Genomic DNA, 18,194 nt, shown 5'->3' with positions numbered 1-18,194 from the left:
CCCAGTGGGGTTTTCGCAGGCCGCCCCGGCGCGCACAACGGTCTGCAGGGCCGGCGGCTTACAGACGCACGCGGTGCCCGCGCAGCATCTCGTATGCCGGTCGGCAGGCCCGCGCGACCGCCGCGTCGTGCTCATCGAGGTCCACGTGACGGGGCCGCCACGGCTCGAACCCGGTGGAGGCCTGCACCGCGGCATACCAGTGCGGCGCCCAGACCCCGTCGCTGTCCCGAGGCCCCGGTGGCCACGCCAGCATCGCGTCGGTGAAGTCGATGCCCAGGTGCCCGCACAGCCAGCGCAGGTGCACTTCGGGGTCGCGCAGAAAGTCGCCGGCGTCGATGACCGGAGGCCGCACCCCGGCCGCACCCCACTCCGCCCACAGCCGCTCCTGCTGCGGCAGCCCGATGTCGTCGGGCTCGCAGGACTCCCGCGAGCGCACATAGGACGCCACGACCTCGGCCGGGTCACGGATCAGCAACACGTTGGCGAAGTCCAGCGTCCAGGCCAGGTCGTCCTGTGGCAGCAGGTGATGGGTCATCTGCTTGGCGTAGTGCACGCGGATCTCCTCCGGCAGCGGCGCCCGCAGCTCGTCGACGGCCTGCACCAGGTCGGTGGGCTGGGCGGCGATGACCTCCTCCCGGGCCGGGTGGTCCAGTCCGGTGCGGTGCAGGTATGCCGCATACAGCGGCTCGTCGACGACGACTGTGTCCGGCCGGTTCTCCCAGGCGCGCATCATGGCGGTGGAGATGTTGCGTGGCCCCGACCACATGGCCACGCGCACCGGCGGCGGAGTCGACGCCCCGGCCGGCTTGCTCACGGCGCCACTCGGCCGGCCACATCGGACTCGACGGCCGCCATGTAGAGCTCCTGCAGTCGCTGCACCATTGGTCCCCGCATGCCGTCGCCGATCATCCGGCCGTCCACCGAGCGCACCGGCACCACCCCGGCGAAGGTGCCGGTGACGAAGGCCTCCCGCGCGCTGTAGACGTCGGTCAGGCTGAACGTCCGCTCCGACGCGGCGATCCCGGCGCCGCGGCATACCCGCAGCACGGTCGCGCGGGTGATGCCGTGCAGGCAGAACCGGCCATCAGAAGTCCAAATCTGCGGTACCGAACCGTCGCCGTAGTCGTAGTCGTCACTGTCGACGACGATGAAGAAGTGGGTGCTGTTGCAGGTGGCCACGAACCCGTGCGGGTCGAGCATCAGCGCCTCGTCGGCCCCAGCGGTGTAGGCCTGGATGCAGGCGGTGATGTCGTTGAGCTTGCTGTGCGCGTTGAGGCGGGGGTCCAGGGTGTCCGGTGTCGCCCGGCGCACGTGCGTGGTGAACAGCGTGATCCCGTCGCGCACCGTGTCCGGCATGGCCTCCTTGTGCTCGGCGATGATCACCACCGTTGCCGGGCCGATCGTGACCCGGGGGTCCTGGTAGGGCGTGGCCTTGCGCCCGCGGGTCACCATCAGCCGCACGTGCACGCCGTCGGACATCCCGTTGGCCTGCAGCGTCGCGTAGATCGCGGCGGTGAGCTCCACCCGGGTCATCCCGATGTCGAGCAGGATCGCCCGGGCACCCTCCCACAGCCGGTCCAGGTGCTGCGCCAGGAACGCCGGGTGCCCGCCGCGCACCCGCAGTCCCTCCCACACCCCGTCGCCGAGGACGAAGCCCGAGTCGAACACCGACACGAGCGCCAGGTCGCGGGGCACCAGGTCGCCGTCGACCCAGACCAGGATGTCGGCGTTGCGTGGATCGTCGGCGTAGTCGTGGGTTCCGTGCGGCATGAGGTCACCCTAGGGTGAGCGTCATGGCGTGGACGGGACTGATGGTGGTCCTGCTGTATGCCGTCGGCTCGGGCTGGTGGACCTCCCGGGAGCCGGGGTGGTATGCCGCGCTGGTCAAGCCGAGGTGGCAGCCGCCGGACTGGGTCTTCGGCGTCATCTGGCCGCTGAACTTCCTCGCCCTGGGCATCGCCGCCTGGGTCGTCGGTCGCGCCGACGACTCCTCGATGGCGGTGGCGTTCCTCGGGCTGCTGGTCGCCTCCTCGGCGCTCGCCCTGCTGTGGGCCTGTCTGTTCTACGTCCCGCACCGGCTGCGTGCCGGGGCCCTGGCGCTGACCGCCGCGGCGATGCTGGCCTGTGCGCTGCCGGTGGTGGCCTGGATGGTCACCTGGTGGGTGGGGCTCATCCTGGTGCCGTATGCCGTCTGGCTGAGCGTCGCCGGTGCCCTGTCCTGGGCCTACGCCGGCCTCAATCCCGCGCGCTGACCCGATGCCGAGCCGTTGGTCGACTGCAGACATTCCCGACCTGCGGGGCAGCGTCGCCGTCGTCACCGGCGGCAACGCCGGTCTAGGCCTGGCTACGGTGCGAGCACTCGCCGAGCGCGGTGCGCAGGTCGTGCTGGCCTCCCGCAAGGTGGAGCGGGGCAAGCAATCGCTGGCTACTCTCAGGCAGGGGCAGGGCGGCGTCGAGGTGCTGCAGCTGGACCTGGCCGACCTGGGCTCGGTCCGCGACTTCGCCGAGCAGGTGGGCACACGGCATACCCGCCTGGACCTGCTGATCAACAATGCCGGGATCATGATGGTCGAGCCCGGGCTGACCGCTGACGGCTTCGAGCATCAGATCGGCACCAACCACCTCGGCCACTTCGCCCTCACCGGGCTGTTGATCGACCTGATCAGCTCGACGCCGGGGGCGCGGGTGGTGACCGTCAGCAGCTTGGCGCACCGGTGGGCAAGCCTGGACCCGCCGCGCGTCGAGCAGGTCGGCCCCGGCTACGGCAAGGTGCAGGCCTACGGGCGGTCCAAGCTGGCCAACCTGCTGTTTGCCTATGACCTGCAGCGCCGTGTCACCGAGCGTGGCGTCCCGGTGAGCTCCCTGGCGGCGCACCCCGGGTCGGCCGGCACCGGCCTGGCCGACCACCTGCTCAACGGGCCCATCAGCGGCAAGCTCCGCGGCCCGCTCCTGGCACTGATCACGCAGTCCCCGGAAGCCGGCGCGCTGCCCACGCTACGGGCGGCCACCGACCCGGGTGCGCTCGGCGGTCAGTTCTACGGCCCGGACCGGATGCGCGAGCAGCGCGGCGCCCCCGTGGTGGTCACCTCCAGCCCCGCCTCGTATGACGTGCGCACGGGTCGGGCCCTGTGGGCGCGCTCCGAGGAGCTCACCGGCGTCGAGTACCTCAGCGGCTGAGGTCGACGGGTCCCCTCCCTCGGGTTCCCGCCACGGCGCTCAGCGCCTGCAGGCAGGCAGGCCTGCGCCGGTGGCCGGGCCGGGCCCTCCCGGACGAGCACCACGAAGGACCGGTTGACCGCCGGCCGGCAGGGCAGGAAGTCGACGCCGCCGCTGGACCACGGTTGGGCGATCCGGGGACCAGCGCCAGGGCCAGACCGGCCCGGACGATCTCCAGCTGGGTGGCGAAGTCGGTGACGGTGAAGGCGATCCGGGGCCTCGGTGCCGCGCTCCTGCAATGCCTGGATCATGCCGTGGTGCGCCTCCGCGCTGGCCGGGCAGGCGATCCACGGCTCGTCCGACAGGTCGGACAGGTCGCTCGATCCGCGGTCGGCCAGGGCGTGACCAGCCGGCACCGCGAGATCCACCTCCTCCTCCAGCAGCCGTTCGAGGGTGATCCCGGGCGGCACGCTGAGGCGCCGGTTCTCCCAGGACTCGGCGATCACGACGTCCAGGTCCCCGGAGCGCAGCAGCGGCAGGAAGGTGCTGGCCACACCGTCCTGGGCGGAGATCTCCAGCCGGGGGTGATCCGCAAGGAGGCGCTGGACCGCGGGAGGCACGATCTCGCGCATCGTGGCATTGACACTGCCCAGTCGCAGCGGGCCGGCCACCTCGCCGTGCAGACCCGCGACCTCTTGGACGGCGTGGTCGAGCGGCCTCGGCGCCTCGTGGTCGGCTCGGTGTTGGCCGGGGTCCTGCTCGGGGTCGACCTGATGCTCTACACCGAGAGCATCGCGGCCGTGGGGGGCGGCGTGGCCTCCCTGTTGCTCAGCACCCAGGTCATCGCCTTCCCCCTGCTGGCGTGGGGGCTGGACCGGCAGCAGGTCAGTCCTGGCTTCGTGGTCGCGGCGCCGGTGCTGCTGGCCGGGGTCGCGCTCACGGGTGGCATCGCGCTGCCGGCGGCACACGCAGGGCCGGTCGCCAGCGTCGGGTATGGCGTAGGTGCCGTGCTCGGTGCGACCGCCGGGCTGGCCTTCGCGGGCTACCTCTACCTGAGCCGTCGCAGAGCGGGCTCCGGGCGTGGCCGCGCCCACCCGGTGACTGCGGTGTGCCTGGCCTCGCTCGCTGCGGCCATGACGGCAGCGCTCCTGGCCGTGCCGACCACCGGGGTGGACCTGCACCTGCCGGCCGCGAGCTGGGGCTGGCTGGTGTCGTTGGCACTCACCGGGCAGGTCTTCGCCTGGATCCTGATCAACGCCGGCTCAGCTCGGATGGCGGCGCACCGCTCCGCGACGCTGGTCACCCTGAACCCCGTGCTCGCCGTCCTGCTCGGGGTGCTGCTGATGGGTGAGCGGTTGGCGCCGAGCCAGCTCGTCGGGGCCGTGCTGGTCCTGGGGGCCATGGTGTTGGCCGCGGGAGCCGGCCGGGGTTGGCGACCGGCCCGCTCGGTGGGACGCTGGGCCCATGGTGCCCTGGATGGACCTCAACTCCGACTTGGGGGAGTCCTTCGGCACCTGGCGCCTCGGTGACGACGAGGCGATGCTCGACCTGGTCACCAGTGCCAACGTCGCCTGCGGCTTCCACGCCGGCGACGCGCTGACCCTGCAGCGCACCTGCGCAGCCGCGGCACAACGCGGTGTCGTCGTCGGCGCCCAGGTGTCCTACCGCGACCTGGCCGGCTTCGGTCGCCGCTACATCGCGATGGACCCGGCAGAGCTGACCGCCGATGTGCTCTACCAGCTGGGCGCCCTGGAGGCCATGTGCCGGGTCGCCGGCACCCGGGTCGGCTACGTCAAGCCGCACGGTGCGCTCTACCACGCGGTCGCCGAGCACGAGGACCAGGCGGCGGCGCTCGTCGCGGCGGTCACGGCATACGACCCGTCGTTGCCGGTCATGGGCCTGCCGGGGGCGGCCAGCCTGCGGCTTGCCGAGCAGGCCGGGCTGCGCACCGTCACCGAGGCGTTCGCCGACCGCGGCTACACCGCGCAGGGCCGGTTGGTGCCCCGAGGGCAGGCCGGCGCACTGCTGCACGACCCCGAGGAGGTCGCGGAGCGGATGGTGCGCCTGGCCACCGAAGGGCGGATCAAGGCCGACGACGGCTCCGACGTGGAGGTCCGCGCACAGTCGATCTGCACGCACGGCGACTCGCCCGGAGCCGTGGCCATGGCCCGCGCAGTCCGCGAGGCGCTCACCGGGGCCGGGGTCGAGATCGCGCCGTTCATCCGCACCGGGCCCGCCGACCCGGACTCGGGTCGGCGATGACCCCGACGCTGCGGCCGATGGGTGAGCACGCCGTGCTCATCGAGCTCGACGACATCGAGCAGGTCGTGGCGCTGGACGCCGTGCTCCGGCCCCGCCTGGACGCGGGCTCCGGTGTGTGGGCAGGCGTCCAGGACATGGTGCCGGCGGCCCGGACCGTGCTGTTCGTCGTCGGGGCGGGCGCCGATCTGTCCCGGCTGGGCGAAGAGGCGATGGGTGCGGCGGGCGCTCTCGAGGGGGGCGTCCCCGATCGCGGCGACGGGGAGGTCGTCGAGCTCCAGGTGCGCTACGACGGTCCCGACCTCGACGACGTCGCTGCGCACACCGGGCTCAGTCGCGACGAGGTGGTCTCCGCGCACACCGGGCAGACCTGGCGCGTCGGGTTCTTCGGTTTTGCTCCCGGCTTCGGCTACCTCGTCGGCGAGGACGACCGGTTGCACGTCCCGCGCCGCGACGAGCCACGCACCAAGGTTCCCGCCGGGTCGGTCGGCCTCGCCGGGGAGTTCAGCTCGGTCTACCCGCGGGAGTCGCCGGGTGGCTGGCAGCTGATCGGCAGCACCGAGGACCCGATGTGGGACAGCGACCGGGACCCCCCGGCGCTGCTGCATCCCGGCAGCCGGGTGCGCTTCGTCGAGGTCGGGGGCCAGGGGTGAGCGGCGCCCTGGAGATCCTGGCGACGGGTCCGCTCACGCTGGTGCAGGACCTCGGGCGCCCTGGGTTCGCCGCGCTCGGGGTGGGCCGCTCGGGCGCCGCCGACCGGACGGCATACCGGTTGGGGGCCCGACTTGTCGCCCACTCCGAGGGCCGGGCCGCCTTGGAGGTCGTGCTCGGTGGTCTGGCCGCGCGGATCGTGGGCAACCTGACCCTGGCGCTGACCGGAGCGGCCGCACCGGCGAGCGTCGACGACCACTCGGTGCCACACGCCGCGCCGCTGCACCTCGACGACGGGCAGGTGCTGCGCCTGGGTATGCCGTCCGCCGGGTTGCGCACGTATGTGAGCGTGCGCGGTGGGCTGGGTGTGCCCACGGTGCTCGGCTCGGCCTCGACCGACACCCTGTCCGGTCTCGGGCCGGACCCGGTGCGTGCCGGCGACGTGCTGTCGGTGGCCGACTACCTCGGCGAGTTCCCCAACGTCGACGTCGCCCCCGTCGAGCTGCCCTTCGGGGGGCAGGTGGTGCTCGACGTGCTGCCCGGTCCGCGGCTCGACTGGTTCGCCGACGCTGCGATGCTCCTCGAGCAGACCTGGCAGGTCTCCTCCGACAGCAACCGCGTGGGGGTCCGTCTGGAGGGCGAGCCGCTGGCCCGCACGGCCGATCATCAGGATCAGGAGCTGCCCAGCGAGGGCATGGTCCGCGGCTGCCTGCAGGTGCCGCCCAGCGGGCAGCCGGTGCTGTTCCTGGCCGACCATCCGGTGACCGGCGGGTATCCGGTGATCGCCGTGGTGACCTCGACCGATGTCGACCGCGCCGCCCAGCTGCAGCCGGGGCAGGAGGTGCGGCTGCGATGGCGGCACTGAGCGACGCCGGAGTGGGTGAGGGCAGGCAGCACGCCAGTCACGAGGTGGCAGCGCTGGAGCCCGCGGAGGCACGGAGGAGGTTTGCCGCCGGGCTGATCGCGCCGACCTCGGGCTGGTGTGCTGGGTACGCCCAGGCCAACGTCATCGCCGTGCCGCGCGAGCTGGCCTTCGACATGCTGCTGTTCGCCCAGCGCAACCCCAAGCCGTGCCCGGTGCTCGACGTCATCGAGGCGGGCCAGGTATCCAGCGAGGCCGCGGGGGTGCTGACCGGTCCGCACGCCGACATCCGCACCGACCTGCCCGCATACCGCGTCTACCGGCACGGCGAGCTGGTCGAGGAGATCACCGACGCCCGCGCAGTGTGGCGCGAGGATCTGGTGACGTTCGTGATCGGCTGCTCGTTCACCTTCGAGCATCCGCTGCTGGCCGCGGGTGTGCCGGTGCGCCACCTCACCGCCGGCCGCAACGTGGCGATGTACCGCACCACCCGGCGCTGCCGTCCCGCGGGCGCACTGGCCGGGCCCTTGGTCGTGTCGCTACGCGGGATCCCCGCCGACCGGGTCGCCGACGCCGTGCAGATCTCCGGGCGCTACCCGATGGTGCACGGGGCGCCGGTGCACGTGGGCGACCCGGCCGTGCTGGGCATCGGGGACCTGGACCACCCCGACTTCGGTCACCCGCCTCTGCTGGAGCCGGGCGATGAGCCGGTGTTCTGGGCCTGCGGGGTCACCCCCCAGGCGATGGTGATGGAGTCCCGGCCCGAGCTGGCGATCACCCACGCCCCCGGGCACATGCTGGTGACCGACGTGCGGGACAGCGACTGCCTGTTCCCCTGGGCTTCGAGGTCAACCCCGCAGCTCAGGGGACCCGAGGATCAGCGGGTCTCGCGGTCGAAGGGGACGTCCTGGGCGCCAGCACCATCGGCCGTCGCGCCTGCCGTGGACCCTTCCGTCGACTGGTCCGCGTCGGCCTTCGCCTTCGCCTGCTGAGCCTGCTGCTTGGCGCTGGGGGCCCGGTCGGCCTCCTCCTTCACGTTCTGCGACTCCTTGGCCATGGTCTCCAGGTAGCCCTCCCACCGGTGCTGCATGGGCTTGACGAGACCGCCGCCGACACCGACGACCAGGATGCCGCCGATCGTCGCCAGCACGGTGATGAGCACCGGGAGGGTGACGGTGGTGGCGATCTCGACCTGGTTGAGGGCCGCGATGATGCCCAGGCCGATGATGAAGAAGGCGGCGATGTTGGCCAGGATGTTGCCGTAGGACAGTCCGCCCAGGGTGTTGCTGATCAGCTCGCGGACGGCGGCGGCGATGGCGGCCGCGACGACCACGATGATGATCGCGACGATGACCTTGGGCAGGAATGCGATCACGGCGGTGATCAGGTCGCTGATCGGGTTGGGTCCGAACACCCCGAAGGCCAGCTGCAGGACGAACAGCATCAGGGTGTAGAAGACCAGCTTGCCGACGATGCTCGAGGCGTCGTACTGGCTTCCGGACAGGGCCCGCTTGATGCCGCCACGGTCGACGGCCCGGTCGAAGCCGACCTTCTCCAAGACCTTGTCGATGGCCTTGGCCAGGACCTTCGCGATCAGCCATCCCACCAGCAGGATGACGAGGAACAGGATCAGCTTGGGCACGAACTCGGCCACGGTGGCCAGTCCGTCTGTGAGTGCGTCTTCCATGGAGACTCCTTTTAGTTGTTCACGGGAGGGGCTAGCCCCCTGTTTACGCCGTAAGGCGCTGTGGTCGATTTAACCCTACGCTGTAGACCCACCGCGGCGCGGCAGCGCGCGGACCCGCCGAGGATTGCGAGGATGCCGAGCTCATGAGCGCTGATCAGGTTGCAGAGCACGACGGTGGCGAAGCACGCAGACCGCTGGATCGTGCGGCCATCGTGCACGCGGCATTGGACGCCATCGACGACTCGGGGGCCGAGGGGCTGACCATGCGCGGGCTGGGTCAGCGGCTGGGTGTGGAGGCCATGTCGCTCTACCGCTACGTCACGGGCCGGGAGGATCTCCTCGAGGCCGTGGTGGCGCACCTCCTGGACGGCATCAAGGACCGGCTGGACGACGAGGTGTCCGGGAGCTGGCAGGGCTACCTGCAGACGCTGGCCCACGCTGTGCGGCAGATCGCGGTAGACCATCCCTCCGCCTTCCCTCTGGTCGCCACCCGGCACCCGGCCACCCCATGGCTTCGGCCGCCGCTGCGCAGCCTGGAGCTCGTGGAGGACTTCCTGTCCACCCTGTCCGGGCACGGTTTCGACGATGGACAGCTCGTGGCGGCATACCGGGCCTTCAGCAGCTTCCTGCTCGGCCAGCTGCTGCTGGAGGCGGCGACGCGGGGTGCGGCCACTGCGCCGGTGGAGGAGCCGCTCGACGAGGGTGGCGCCGACATCCCGCAGCGGGACGGCGAGGTGGACCTGCGGGAGGCGCCGGTCATCGCGCGCTTACGATCGATGCTGAGCGAAGACCACAGCGACGAGGAGTTCGAAATCGGGCTGGAGACTCTGCTGGACCGGCTGGAGCTGGAGATGTCGCAGTAGCATGAGCTGGTTCATCGCGCACCAGGTCGACTTACGACGTAAGGTTCTGATTGGTCGGGGACCCGTGTGGCCTGGACACCACGATCAAGAGAGGCAGACATGATCAGCAACGACGATATCCCCGCCCTGCTCGACGGTGGGGTCGTGATGGACGAGTCCGGTGACAAGATCGGCAAGATCGGCCAAGTCTACCTGGACGACACGAGCGGCAACCCCGAGTGGGTCACCGCCAAGACGGGACTGCTCGGAGGCTCCGAGACCTTCATCCCGATCCGGGACGCCCGGGCGTCCGGCACCGAGGTCACCGTCCCCTACGGCAAGGACAAGATCAAGGACGCCCCCCGGGTGGACGACGGCGACGGACACCTCTCGCCCGAGCAGGAGCAGGAGCTCTACCGCTACTACGGTCTGTCCACCGGCGACGGGGACAGCGACCGCTCGACGACGGACACGGTGGACACCACGGGCAGCGAGGACCAAGGCTTCGGCGACGACGGCCACGACACCTCCGGCCCGGACACCGATGACGCGATGACCCGCTCGGAGGAGCAGGTGCGCGTGGGGACCCAGAAGGTGGACACCGGCAAGGCCCGGTTGCGCAAGTACGTCGTCAGCGAGGAGGTCACCAAGACCGTGCCTGTGCGGCACGAGGAGGTCCACGTCGAGCGCGAGCCCATCACGGACACCAACCGCGACAAGGCGATGGCCGGCAAGGAGATCTCCGAGGAGGAGCACGAGGTGGTCCTGGACGAGGAGCGCGTCGTGGTGGACAAGGAGACCGTCCCCGTTGAGCGGGTGCGGATGGACACCGAGACCGTGACCGACCAGCAGGAGGTCACCGAGGAGGTCCGCAAGGAGCACATCGAGGAAGACCTGCCCGACAACGACCGATCCGGACGCCGCTAGAACCGGACGCCGCTAGAACGAGGAGAATCACATGAGCAGCAGCACAGGAGACTCTGGCCGCGGGGACCGAGACCGCGGCCGTCATGACCACGAGGATGTGGCCGACCGCGATAGGCGGCAGGTGGTCGATGACGACCGAGGTGATCGCGACCGCGACCACGGCCACGACCACGGCCACGGCCACGACCGCGACCGCGACCACGACCGCGACCGCGACCACGACCGCGACCGCGACCGTGACCGGGAAGCTCGGGTCGTGACCGAGGACCGTGAGACGGTCGTCGGCCGGGAGAAGGACGAGCACGGGGGCATCAAGTTCGGCGCCGCCTTCTTCGGTTGGCTGACCGCAACCGGCATGGCGGTGCTGCTCACCGCCTTGCTGACGGCGGTCGGGACCGCCATAGGGCTGAGCAGCACCACCGTCGACCAGGCCACCGACAGCGCCACCCAACAGGCCGGCACCGTGGGCATCGTCGGCGGCATCGTGCTGCTGGTCATTCTGTTCATCGCCTACTTCTGCGGTGGATACGTCGCCGGGCGGATGGCCCGGTTCAACGGCGCCAAGCAGGGCCTGGCCGTGTGGCTGTGGGCACTGTTCATCGCGATCGTGCTCGCGGTCGTGGGCCTCGTGGCGGGCAGCCAGTACGACATCCTGGCCCAGCTCAACAGCTTCCCGCGGATCCCGGTCAACGAAGGTGACCTGACCACCGGTGGCATCATCGCGGCCGTTGCGATCGCGCTGGTCACCCTGATCGCTGCGATCCTGGGCGGGCTGGCCGGTATGCGGTTCCACCGCAAGGTCGACAAGGCCGGCCTGGGCCGCTAGAGCGAGAGCCCAGCCGGCCCGAGCTGGCGGATAACGTCATACGGAATGTGCGTGATAGCGCACATTCCGTATGAGGTTGACCGTCTGAACCTCCGGGAGCTGGTGTGTGACCTATCCCGCGGGGCCGCGGGCGACGTCCTCGGCGTCGGCCAGGGTCCGCAGCACGTTGCCGCCGGCCACCGCCACCAGGTCGGCGTCGGACCAGCCGCGCTCCGCTAGCGCCGCGAAGAGGTGCGGGTAGCGCGACACGTCCTCCAGCCCCATCGGCAGCGTCGACACCCCGTCGTAGTCGCCGCCGATGCCGATGTGCTCCACCCCGGCGACCTCCCGCAGGTGCTCCAGGTGCTCCACCACCTGCGCCAGGGTCGCCTGGGGCTCGCGATGCTGCTGCCGGTGCCCGGCCATCCACGGCTCGAACCGCTCCAGGTCGGTGGCCGCGATCCCCTCCTGCGCCGCGCTCGCCGCCGCCTCCTCCCGCCAGTCGCGCACCTCCTGGGAGACGAACTGCGGGGCGAAGACCGCCATGCACGTCCCACCCGCCTGCGCCATCGTGACCAGCACGTCGTCGGGCACGTTGCGCGGGCTGTCGCACACCGCCTGTGCACCGGAGTGACTGAAGATCACCGGCGCCGAGCTCGTGGCAAGCGCGTCGCGCATCGTGTCGGCGGAGACGTGCGACAGGTCCACCAGCATCCCGAGCCGGTTCATCTGCCGCACCACCTCGCGGCCGAACTCGCTCAACCCTCCGAGCACCGGCTCGTCCGTCGCCGAGTCCGCCCAGGGCGTGTTGTCGTTGTGGGTCAGCGTCAGGTAGCGCCCCCCGAGCCGGTGCAGCATCCGCAGCACGCCGAGGGAGCAGCCGATCGAGTGCCCGCCCTCGGCACCCATCAGCGAGGCCACCCGCCCCGAGGCGAAGACCTGCCGCACTTGCTCGGCGCTGGTCGCCAGCCCCAGCCGGTCGGCATACCGGCCCACCATGGTGTGCACCGCGTCCACCTGCTCCAGCGTCTGGATGACCGCCTGGTCCGGCGGCAGGGTCGAGGGGACGAACACCGACCAGAACTGCGCCCCGACACACCCTTGACGCAGCCGTGGCAGGTCGGTGTGGGTCGTCCCGGCCGTGGACCGGGTGATGTCGAGCACGTCCCAGTCGTATGCCGCGTGCTTGCGCGCCGCCCAGGCCAGGTCGTTGTGACCATCCACGAGCGGATGCTCGCGCAGCAGAGTCTCGACCCGGGGCAGCTGATCTGATGTCATGGCACCATCGTGCCGCAGGGTGGTGACAACCTCACACCGACTGGGCCAGGATGAGCAGTGGGCCCGATGCCGTGCCCGTCCCGGGCACCCCCACCACTCCTGGAGGACAGACATGGTCGTGCGACACGAGCCCTGGGCGCCGGGCACCCCCGCCTGGGTCGACATCTCGGTGACCGACCTGGCGCGCTCCCAGGCCTTCTACCGCCAGATCTTCGGCTGGGAGTTCACCGACAGCGACCCGGCCTTCGGCGGCTACTGCAACGCCATTGTGGACGGCGAGACCGTGGCCGGGATGGCCCCGCCGATGGACGGGATGGAGGAGGCGCCGCACTTCTGGACGACCTACCTGGCGGTGACCGACGCGGAAGAGGTCATGGGGCGGGCCGCGGCCGTCGGTGCGCAGCCGATCCTGCCCCCGATGCAGATCGGGTCCTTCGGCACGATGGGGCTGGTTGCCGACCCGACCGGCGCGGTGTTCGGCCTGTGGCAGGCAGGCGAGCACACCGGCGCCAACCGGGTCAACGAGCCGGGCTCGATCGTCTGGAACGACGCCATGGTGACCGACCTGGGGGCCGCCAAGCAGTTCTATGCGACCGTCTTCGACTACCACTACCAGGACGTGGACATGGGCGAGACCGCCTATGCGATGGCGGCCCTTGAGCCGGACGGTCGACCCGTATGCGGTGTCGGCCAGCTGGAGCCGGGGCGCCCGTCGCACTGGGCGGTGGCCTTCGCGGTGGCCGATGCGGACGAGGCGGCGCAGCGGGTCCACCTCGCCGGCGGCACCGTCATCGCCGAGCCGTTCGACTTCGAGTTCGGCCGGATGGCTGTGGTGACCGGGCCCGACGGGGAGATCTTCACCGTCGTCGCCGGCGACCCGGGCTGACCCGGCGCCGCGAACGTCATACTCCCGAAAGGCAGACCGCGGCCCGCCGCGCCTACGCTCGTGGCGTGAGCTCTGTCCTGGTCGTGGACGACGACGAGACGGTGCGCGAGGTGGTCGTGGCCTATCTGCACCGGGCCGGCCTGCCCACCGTGCAGGCGAGCGACGGGCTGCGCGCCGTGGCGATGGTGCGCGACCAGCGGCCCCGTCTGGTGGTGCTCGACGTGATGCTGCCGGGCATCGACGGCATCGAGGCGCTGCGCCGGATGCGCGCCATCGACCCGGGGCTCCCCGTCGTGCTGCTCACTGCCCGGACCGCCGAGGAGGACCGGGTGCTCGGCCTGGAGATCGGCGCGGACGACTACGTCAGCAAGCCGTTCAGCGCTCGCGAGCTGGTGCTGCGGGTGCAGGGTCTGCTGCGCCGCGTGAGTGAGCACGAGGCTGCGCCGGGACAGCTCGTCGGGGAGCTGCTGCGCGACGGAGACCTGGTCATCGACCCGGCGGCACGCACAGCCACCCGGAGGGGTGACCCGCTGGCGCTGACCGGGCGGGAGTTCGACCTGCTCGTGCACTTCGTCAGCCACCCCGGGGTGGTGCGCTCGCGCGAGGCGCTGATGCGCGAGGTCTGGGGCTGGGACTTCGGCGACGACTCGACGGTGACCGTGCACGTGCGACGACTGCGCAACAAGATCGAGCCGGACCCGGCCTCGCCCACCCGCATCGTCACCGTCTGGGGCGCCGGCTACCGCTGGGACCGTCCGCGGTGATCCCTGAGGTCAGCGCGGTGGCGCTCGCCGCCGGCACGGCCGGCGTCGTCGGAGCCCTCGGGGCGTGGGGCACGGTCCTGCTCGCGCGCCGCTCGGTCGCCTCGGCCATCCTGGTCAGCCCCGTCGTCGTCGTGGCGAGCATCGCCGGGGGCGTGCTGGTCAGTGCCCGCGCGATGTTCCTGTCCGACGACGACGTCGCCATCGTCGCGCTGTTGCTCGCCGCCTCCGTGCCGGTGGCCCTGGCCTGTGGCCTGCTCGGCTACCGAGCCGTGCGGCGGATCGACCAGCAGGCCGCGGCGGCACAGGCCCAGGGGGATCGCCAGGCGGCGTTGGCGGCCAGTCGCCGGGAGATGGTCACCTGGGCCTCGCACGACCTGAAGTCCCCGCTGGCCGGGATCCGGGTGATGGCCGAGGCGCTCGAGGACGGGTTGGTGGCGGACCCGACGGACTATCACCGCCGCATCCGGCGGGAGAGCGACCGGATGACCCGCATGGTCGATGACCTGCTGGAGATGTCGGCCCTGCAACAGGGTGGCTCCGGGGGGGCACGCGAGCAGGTCGACCTGGCCGAGCTGACCCGCGACATCGTCCAGGGGCAGGTGCCGGTGGCCGAGCGAGCAGGGGTTCGGCTGCGGGTCGAGGCCGAGGAGCCCGTGCCGCTGGTGGTCGACGCCGGCCGCATCGAACGGGCCGTGGCCAACATCGTGCGCAACGCCATCCTCTACACGCGCGCCGAGGGAGAGGTCCGCGTGGCGGTGCGGGCCGAGGGCACCGGGGCGGGGAGGGGCACGGCATACCTGCAGGTCGATGACACGTGCGGCGGTCTGCGGGGCGACGACCTGGAGCGCGTCTTCGAGCCGGGTTGGCGGGGGAGCGCACCGCGGACGCCGGGAGCCGTGGCCGGGGCCGGAGTGGGTATGACGATCGCGCGGGCGATCGCCGAGGATCACGATGGGGGCGTCGACCTGGCCAACCACGGCGACGGGTGCCGCGTGACCCTACGGCTGCCGGTCCGCCCCGCCCGCTGAGCTTCCGGGGCGCAGGAGTCGCACAGAGTTCACCCAGTCGTTATGCGGTTACCCCTTGCGCACGTCCGCGAGCGGACTATCTTGACCGTGGGAGGTCGCACCGCTGCGCCCACCAACCCGTGACCGGGGACGACCGAAGGAGCCACCGCCAGATGAATTCCGGACATTCCGCGCCCAGACGAGGCCTTGCCCTCGCCTCGGCAGCGACTCTTGCGGCCGCGGTCACCGCGGCCGCCACCCTGCCCACCTCGGCCGCCACCAGCTCGGAGCCTTCCTCTGCGGTGACCAGCCCGCTGCCGGCTGCCGAGCCCGCGCTGCCCGGTGGCGAGGTCGAGCGGATCGGGGGTGAGGACCGCTACGAGACGGCCGCGCTGGTCGCCGCGGAGTATCCCGAGAGCGTCGAGACCGTCTACATCGCCACCGGCGAGCTCTTCCCCGACGCGCTGAGTGCCGGCTCTCCAGCCGGCTCGGTGCCGAGCGGGGACGGCCAGGCCTGGCCCCAGGTGGACGGCTCCGGTGTGCCCGCCCCCGTGCTGCTCACCGAGCAGGACGCGCTCCCGGAGGCGACGATCGACGCGATCGAGGCGCTGGAGCCCACCCAGATCATCATCGTCGGCGGTGAGGCGGCGGTCAACGGCGACGTGCAGACCGCGCTGGAGGCCTACGCCGACGTCGAGCGGCTGGCCGGCGAGGACCGCTACGCCACCTCGGCTGCTATCGCCGAGCAGTACCCGACGGGCCTGCCGGTCGTCTTCCTGGCGACGGGCGAGAACTTCCCCGACGCGCTGACCGGTGGCGCTGTGGCCGGGCGCTCCGGTGCTCCGATCCTGCTGACCGACGGCGACGAGCTCAGCGACGCGACGGCCCAGGCACTGACCGACCTGGAACCCCGGTCCGTCGTCGTCTTCGGCGGCTCTGCCGCGGTGAGCGACACGGTGCTCGACAGCGTCACGGCGATCGTGCCCGACACCGCCCGGCTGGGCGGTGTCGACCGCTACGAGACGGCCGGCCTGATCGCCGAAGGCTACGAGCCGGACCTGGACACCGCATACCTCGCGACCGGGCTCGACTACCCCGACGCGCTGACCGGGTCGGCGCTGGCCGGCTTCGAGGGCGTGCCGCTTCTGCTGACCAAGCAGGCAGAGGTGCCCGAGGTGACCGAGCTGGTCCTCGACGTCCGGCTGTCCCCGCAGGGCATCACCCTCCTGGGTGGCCCCGCGGCGATCGACGACGACGTCGCCCGGCAGCTGGAGCCCCTCCTCGCGCAGGCAATCGACTTTGCCCACCTGCAGGTGCTGTCGTTCAACGACTACCACGGCCACCTCGAGGACGAGGACGCCACGCTCGACGAGGACGAGGACCCCGACCAGAACATCGTGGGCGGGGCAGAATACCTGTCCACCACCTTGGACCTGCTGCGCTCGACGTCGCTGCCCGACCAGACCATGACGGTCGCTGCCGGTGACCTCATCGGCGGCTCGCCGTTCCTGTCCGGGATCTTCCATGACGAGCCGTCGGTGGAGAGCCTCAACCTGATGGGCCTGGACGTCAGCAGCGTCGGCAACCACGAGTTCGACGAGGGCACCGAGGAGCTGCTGCGGATGCAGGAGGGCGGCTGTCACCCCGACGACGGCTGCTACTTCCCGAACGACCCGTATGCCGGCGCCGACTTCCCGTGGCTCGCGGCCAACGTGGTCAACAAGGACGACGGCCAGCCGTTGCTCCCGCCGACCTACACCCAGGAGGTCGCCGGCGTGCCGGTCGGCTTCATCGGGATGACCCTTGAGGCCACCCCCAGCCTGGTCAGCCCGGGCGGGGTCGACACGGTCGACTTCCTCGACGAGGTGGAGACCGCCAACGCCCAGGCTGCCGAGCTGCAGGGCGAGGGTGTGGAGTCGATCGTCGTGCTGCTGCACGAGGGCGGCTTCGTCGAGGGCTTCTACAACGGCTGTGACGGCATCTCCGGTCCCATCGTGGACATCGCCGAGCAGCTCGACCCGGCCATCGACATGGTGGTGACCGGGCACACCCACGAGCCCTACGTCTGCAAGATCGCCGACCCGGCGGGCCAGCCGCGACTGGTGACCAGCGCCAACCAGTACGGCAGGGTGGTCACCGAGACGAACCTGGTGCTGAGCCGGGCCAGCGGTGACGTGATCCGGGAGCGCACCAACGCCGGCAACGTGCTGGTCACCCAGGACGTTGTCGCCGACCCGGCGATGACCGACCTGATCGCCAAGTGGGCGGACAAGTCCGACGAGGTCGCCGCCGAGGTCGTCGGCACCGTCGCCGAGGACATCACCGGTGACTCCAGCACGGACCGCGACATGGAGACGCCGCTGGCCGACCTGATCGCCGACTCGATCCTGTTCGGGACCGACGGCGCCGACGAGGGTGGGGCGCAGATCTCGTTCATGAACGTCGGCGGTGTGCGGGCCGAGCTGCTCGTAAACCAGATCACCAACGGTGAGGCGGCCGGTGAGATCACCTACGCCGAGGCCTTCGCGGTCATGCCGTTCGGCAACATCCTGGTCTCGGTCGACATGACGGGTCAGGACATCAAGGATGTGCTGGAGCAGCAGTTCAACCCGGACCGCAGCCGGCAGCAGCTTGCGCTGGGTGTCTCCGAGGGCTTCAGCTACACCTGGGACGCAGCTGCGGCGCAGGGCTCCAAGGTCAGCGGTATGGAGCTGAACGGCGTCCCGCTGGACCTCGGAGCCACCTACCGAGTCTCGACGCTCAACTTCCTGCAGGAGGGCGGCGACGACTTCACTGCGTTCACCCGCGGCACCAACCTGCTCGGTGGGCCGGAGGACCTGGCCAACCTGGTGGAGTACCTGCAGAACAACCCGGGTCTGACCGCACCGGCGGACCGTGTCGACGGTCTGTGACCGTCGGCCCGCTCGGTCGGTCATGACCGACTGAGCGCGTCACAGAGCGTCAGGGCCGCCCCCATCATCGCGAAGGGTGTGGCCCTTCGTCGTCTCCGGAGACCAGGGAATCGGGGAGCATGCCCCGCGTCCCCCAACAACCCCAGGGAGCATCGACA

Annotated in this window: 19 protein-coding genes and 1 pseudogene; 15 read left to right on the top strand and 5 right to left on the bottom strand. The window is 71.2% G+C overall.

The features are described from left to right. Positions 1-58: 58 nt before the first annotated feature. Both ACR2FV_RS14255 and ACR2FV_RS14250 read right to left on the bottom strand, forming a co-directional pair. Positions 59-814, bottom strand: coding sequence for an HAD family hydrolase (locus ACR2FV_RS14255; RefSeq protein WP_434016358.1), 756 nt, complete (start codon positions 812-814; stop codon positions 59-61). Then, a complete protein-coding gene (locus tag ACR2FV_RS14250; protein WP_434016357.1) occupies positions 811-1,770 on the bottom strand; it encodes an aminotransferase class IV in 960 nt (319 codons plus the stop codon). The genes ACR2FV_RS14255 and ACR2FV_RS14250 overlap by 4 nt, the downstream gene beginning before the upstream one ends. Positions 1,771-1,793: 23 nt before the next feature. On the opposite strand from ACR2FV_RS14250, the gene ACR2FV_RS14245 reads away from it, so the two are divergent. Both ACR2FV_RS14245 and ACR2FV_RS14240 read left to right on the top strand, forming a co-directional pair. Continuing rightward, entirely contained in the window at positions 1,794-2,252 is a 459-nt protein-coding gene (locus ACR2FV_RS14245; protein WP_434016356.1) for a TspO/MBR family protein, read from the top strand. A 4-nt stretch (positions 2,253-2,256) separates the two neighbouring features. Beyond that, the gene (locus ACR2FV_RS14240; protein ID WP_434016355.1) at positions 2,257-3,177 is read left to right on the top strand and encodes an oxidoreductase; all 921 of its coding nucleotides are present in this window, start codon (positions 2,257-2,259) and stop codon (positions 3,175-3,177) included. Positions 3,178-3,491: 314 nt separating this feature from the next. Here the strand turns inward: ACR2FV_RS14240 and ACR2FV_RS14235 are convergent. After that, positions 3,492-3,788, bottom strand: a pseudogene (locus ACR2FV_RS14235) (LysR substrate-binding domain-containing protein); the annotation flags it as partial. Here ACR2FV_RS14235 and ACR2FV_RS14230 point away from each other — a divergent pair. The 5 genes from ACR2FV_RS14230 to ACR2FV_RS14210 are packed head-to-tail and all read left to right on the top strand — an operon-like array spanning position 3,741 to position 7,920. After that, on the top strand, positions 3,741-4,685 hold the full coding sequence (locus tag ACR2FV_RS14230; RefSeq protein ID WP_434016354.1) for a DMT family transporter: 945 nt from the start codon (positions 3,741-3,743) through the stop codon (positions 4,683-4,685). The pseudogene ACR2FV_RS14235 and the gene ACR2FV_RS14230 overlap by 48 nt on opposite strands. After that, on the top strand, positions 4,633-5,418 hold the full coding sequence (locus ACR2FV_RS14225; protein ID WP_434016353.1) for a LamB/YcsF family protein: 786 nt from the start codon (positions 4,633-4,635) through the stop codon (positions 5,416-5,418). Before ACR2FV_RS14230 ends, ACR2FV_RS14225 begins: the two co-directional genes overlap by 53 nt. Continuing rightward, a complete protein-coding gene (locus tag ACR2FV_RS14220) occupies positions 5,415-6,068 on the top strand; it encodes a 5-oxoprolinase subunit B family protein (protein WP_434016352.1) in 654 nt (217 codons plus the stop codon). The genes ACR2FV_RS14225 and ACR2FV_RS14220 overlap by 4 nt, the downstream gene beginning before the upstream one ends. Further along, positions 6,065-6,931, top strand: coding sequence for a biotin-dependent carboxyltransferase family protein (locus ACR2FV_RS14215; protein WP_434016351.1), 867 nt, complete (start codon positions 6,065-6,067; stop codon positions 6,929-6,931). Before ACR2FV_RS14220 ends, ACR2FV_RS14215 begins: the two co-directional genes overlap by 4 nt. Beyond that, the gene (locus ACR2FV_RS14210) at positions 6,919-7,920 is read left to right on the top strand and encodes a putative hydro-lyase (RefSeq protein WP_434016350.1); all 1,002 of its coding nucleotides are present in this window, start codon (positions 6,919-6,921) and stop codon (positions 7,918-7,920) included. Before ACR2FV_RS14215 ends, ACR2FV_RS14210 begins: the two co-directional genes overlap by 13 nt. Here the strand turns inward: ACR2FV_RS14210 and ACR2FV_RS14205 are convergent. Beyond that, complete coding sequence (locus ACR2FV_RS14205) at positions 7,806-8,615, bottom strand: mechanosensitive ion channel family protein (protein WP_434016349.1); 810 nt, start codon at positions 8,613-8,615, stop codon at positions 7,806-7,808. The genes ACR2FV_RS14210 and ACR2FV_RS14205 overlap by 115 nt on opposite strands. A 143-nt stretch (positions 8,616-8,758) precedes the next feature. Here ACR2FV_RS14205 and ACR2FV_RS14200 point away from each other — a divergent pair, with 143 nt between their 5' ends. From ACR2FV_RS14200 to ACR2FV_RS14185, 4 genes are all read left to right on the top strand, one after another. Further along, complete coding sequence (locus tag ACR2FV_RS14200; RefSeq protein WP_434016348.1) at positions 8,759-9,478, top strand: TetR/AcrR family transcriptional regulator C-terminal domain-containing protein; 720 nt, start codon at positions 8,759-8,761, stop codon at positions 9,476-9,478. Positions 9,479-9,577: 99 nt separating this feature from the next. Further along, positions 9,578-10,384: a YsnF/AvaK domain-containing protein gene (locus ACR2FV_RS14195; protein ID WP_434016347.1), complete on the top strand. Its 807-nt coding sequence runs from the start codon at positions 9,578-9,580 to the stop codon at positions 10,382-10,384. 128 nt (positions 10,385-10,512) lie between these two features. Next, a complete protein-coding gene (locus ACR2FV_RS14190; RefSeq protein ID WP_434016346.1) occupies positions 10,513-10,644 on the top strand; it encodes a hypothetical protein in 132 nt (43 codons plus the stop codon). After that, positions 10,641-11,210: a hypothetical protein gene (locus tag ACR2FV_RS14185; protein WP_434016345.1), complete on the top strand. Its 570-nt coding sequence runs from the start codon at positions 10,641-10,643 to the stop codon at positions 11,208-11,210. The genes ACR2FV_RS14190 and ACR2FV_RS14185 overlap by 4 nt, the downstream gene beginning before the upstream one ends. Before the next feature lie 111 nt (positions 11,211-11,321). Here ACR2FV_RS14185 and ACR2FV_RS14180 read toward each other — a convergent pair whose 3' ends face one another. Then, complete coding sequence (locus ACR2FV_RS14180) at positions 11,322-12,467, bottom strand: dipeptidase (RefSeq protein ID WP_434016344.1); 1,146 nt, start codon at positions 12,465-12,467, stop codon at positions 11,322-11,324. Between the two features lie 112 nt (positions 12,468-12,579). Here ACR2FV_RS14180 and ACR2FV_RS14175 point away from each other — a divergent pair, with 112 nt between their 5' ends. From ACR2FV_RS14175 to ACR2FV_RS14160, 4 genes are all read left to right on the top strand, one after another. Beyond that, on the top strand, positions 12,580-13,353 hold the full coding sequence (locus tag ACR2FV_RS14175; protein WP_434016343.1) for a VOC family protein: 774 nt from the start codon (positions 12,580-12,582) through the stop codon (positions 13,351-13,353). A 65-nt stretch (positions 13,354-13,418) separates the two neighbouring features. Continuing rightward, positions 13,419-14,117, top strand: a complete 699-nt coding sequence (locus ACR2FV_RS14170; protein ID WP_434016342.1) for a response regulator transcription factor — start codon at positions 13,419-13,421, stop codon at positions 14,115-14,117. Then, on the top strand, positions 14,114-15,145 hold the full coding sequence (locus ACR2FV_RS14165; RefSeq protein WP_434016341.1) for a sensor histidine kinase: 1,032 nt from the start codon (positions 14,114-14,116) through the stop codon (positions 15,143-15,145). The genes ACR2FV_RS14170 and ACR2FV_RS14165 overlap by 4 nt, the downstream gene beginning before the upstream one ends. A gap of 152 nt (positions 15,146-15,297) precedes the next feature. Next, entirely contained in the window at positions 15,298-18,036 is a 2,739-nt protein-coding gene (locus ACR2FV_RS14160) for a cell wall-binding repeat-containing protein (RefSeq protein WP_434016340.1), read from the top strand. The last annotated feature ends 158 nt before the right edge of the window (positions 18,037-18,194 follow it).

The sequence above is a fragment of the Ornithinimicrobium sp. genome (genome assembly GCF_051004135.1).
Taxonomy (GTDB): Bacteria; Actinomycetota; Actinomycetes; order Actinomycetales; family Dermatophilaceae; genus Ornithinicoccus.
This window is presented reverse-complemented; position numbering and strand designations above follow the sequence as displayed.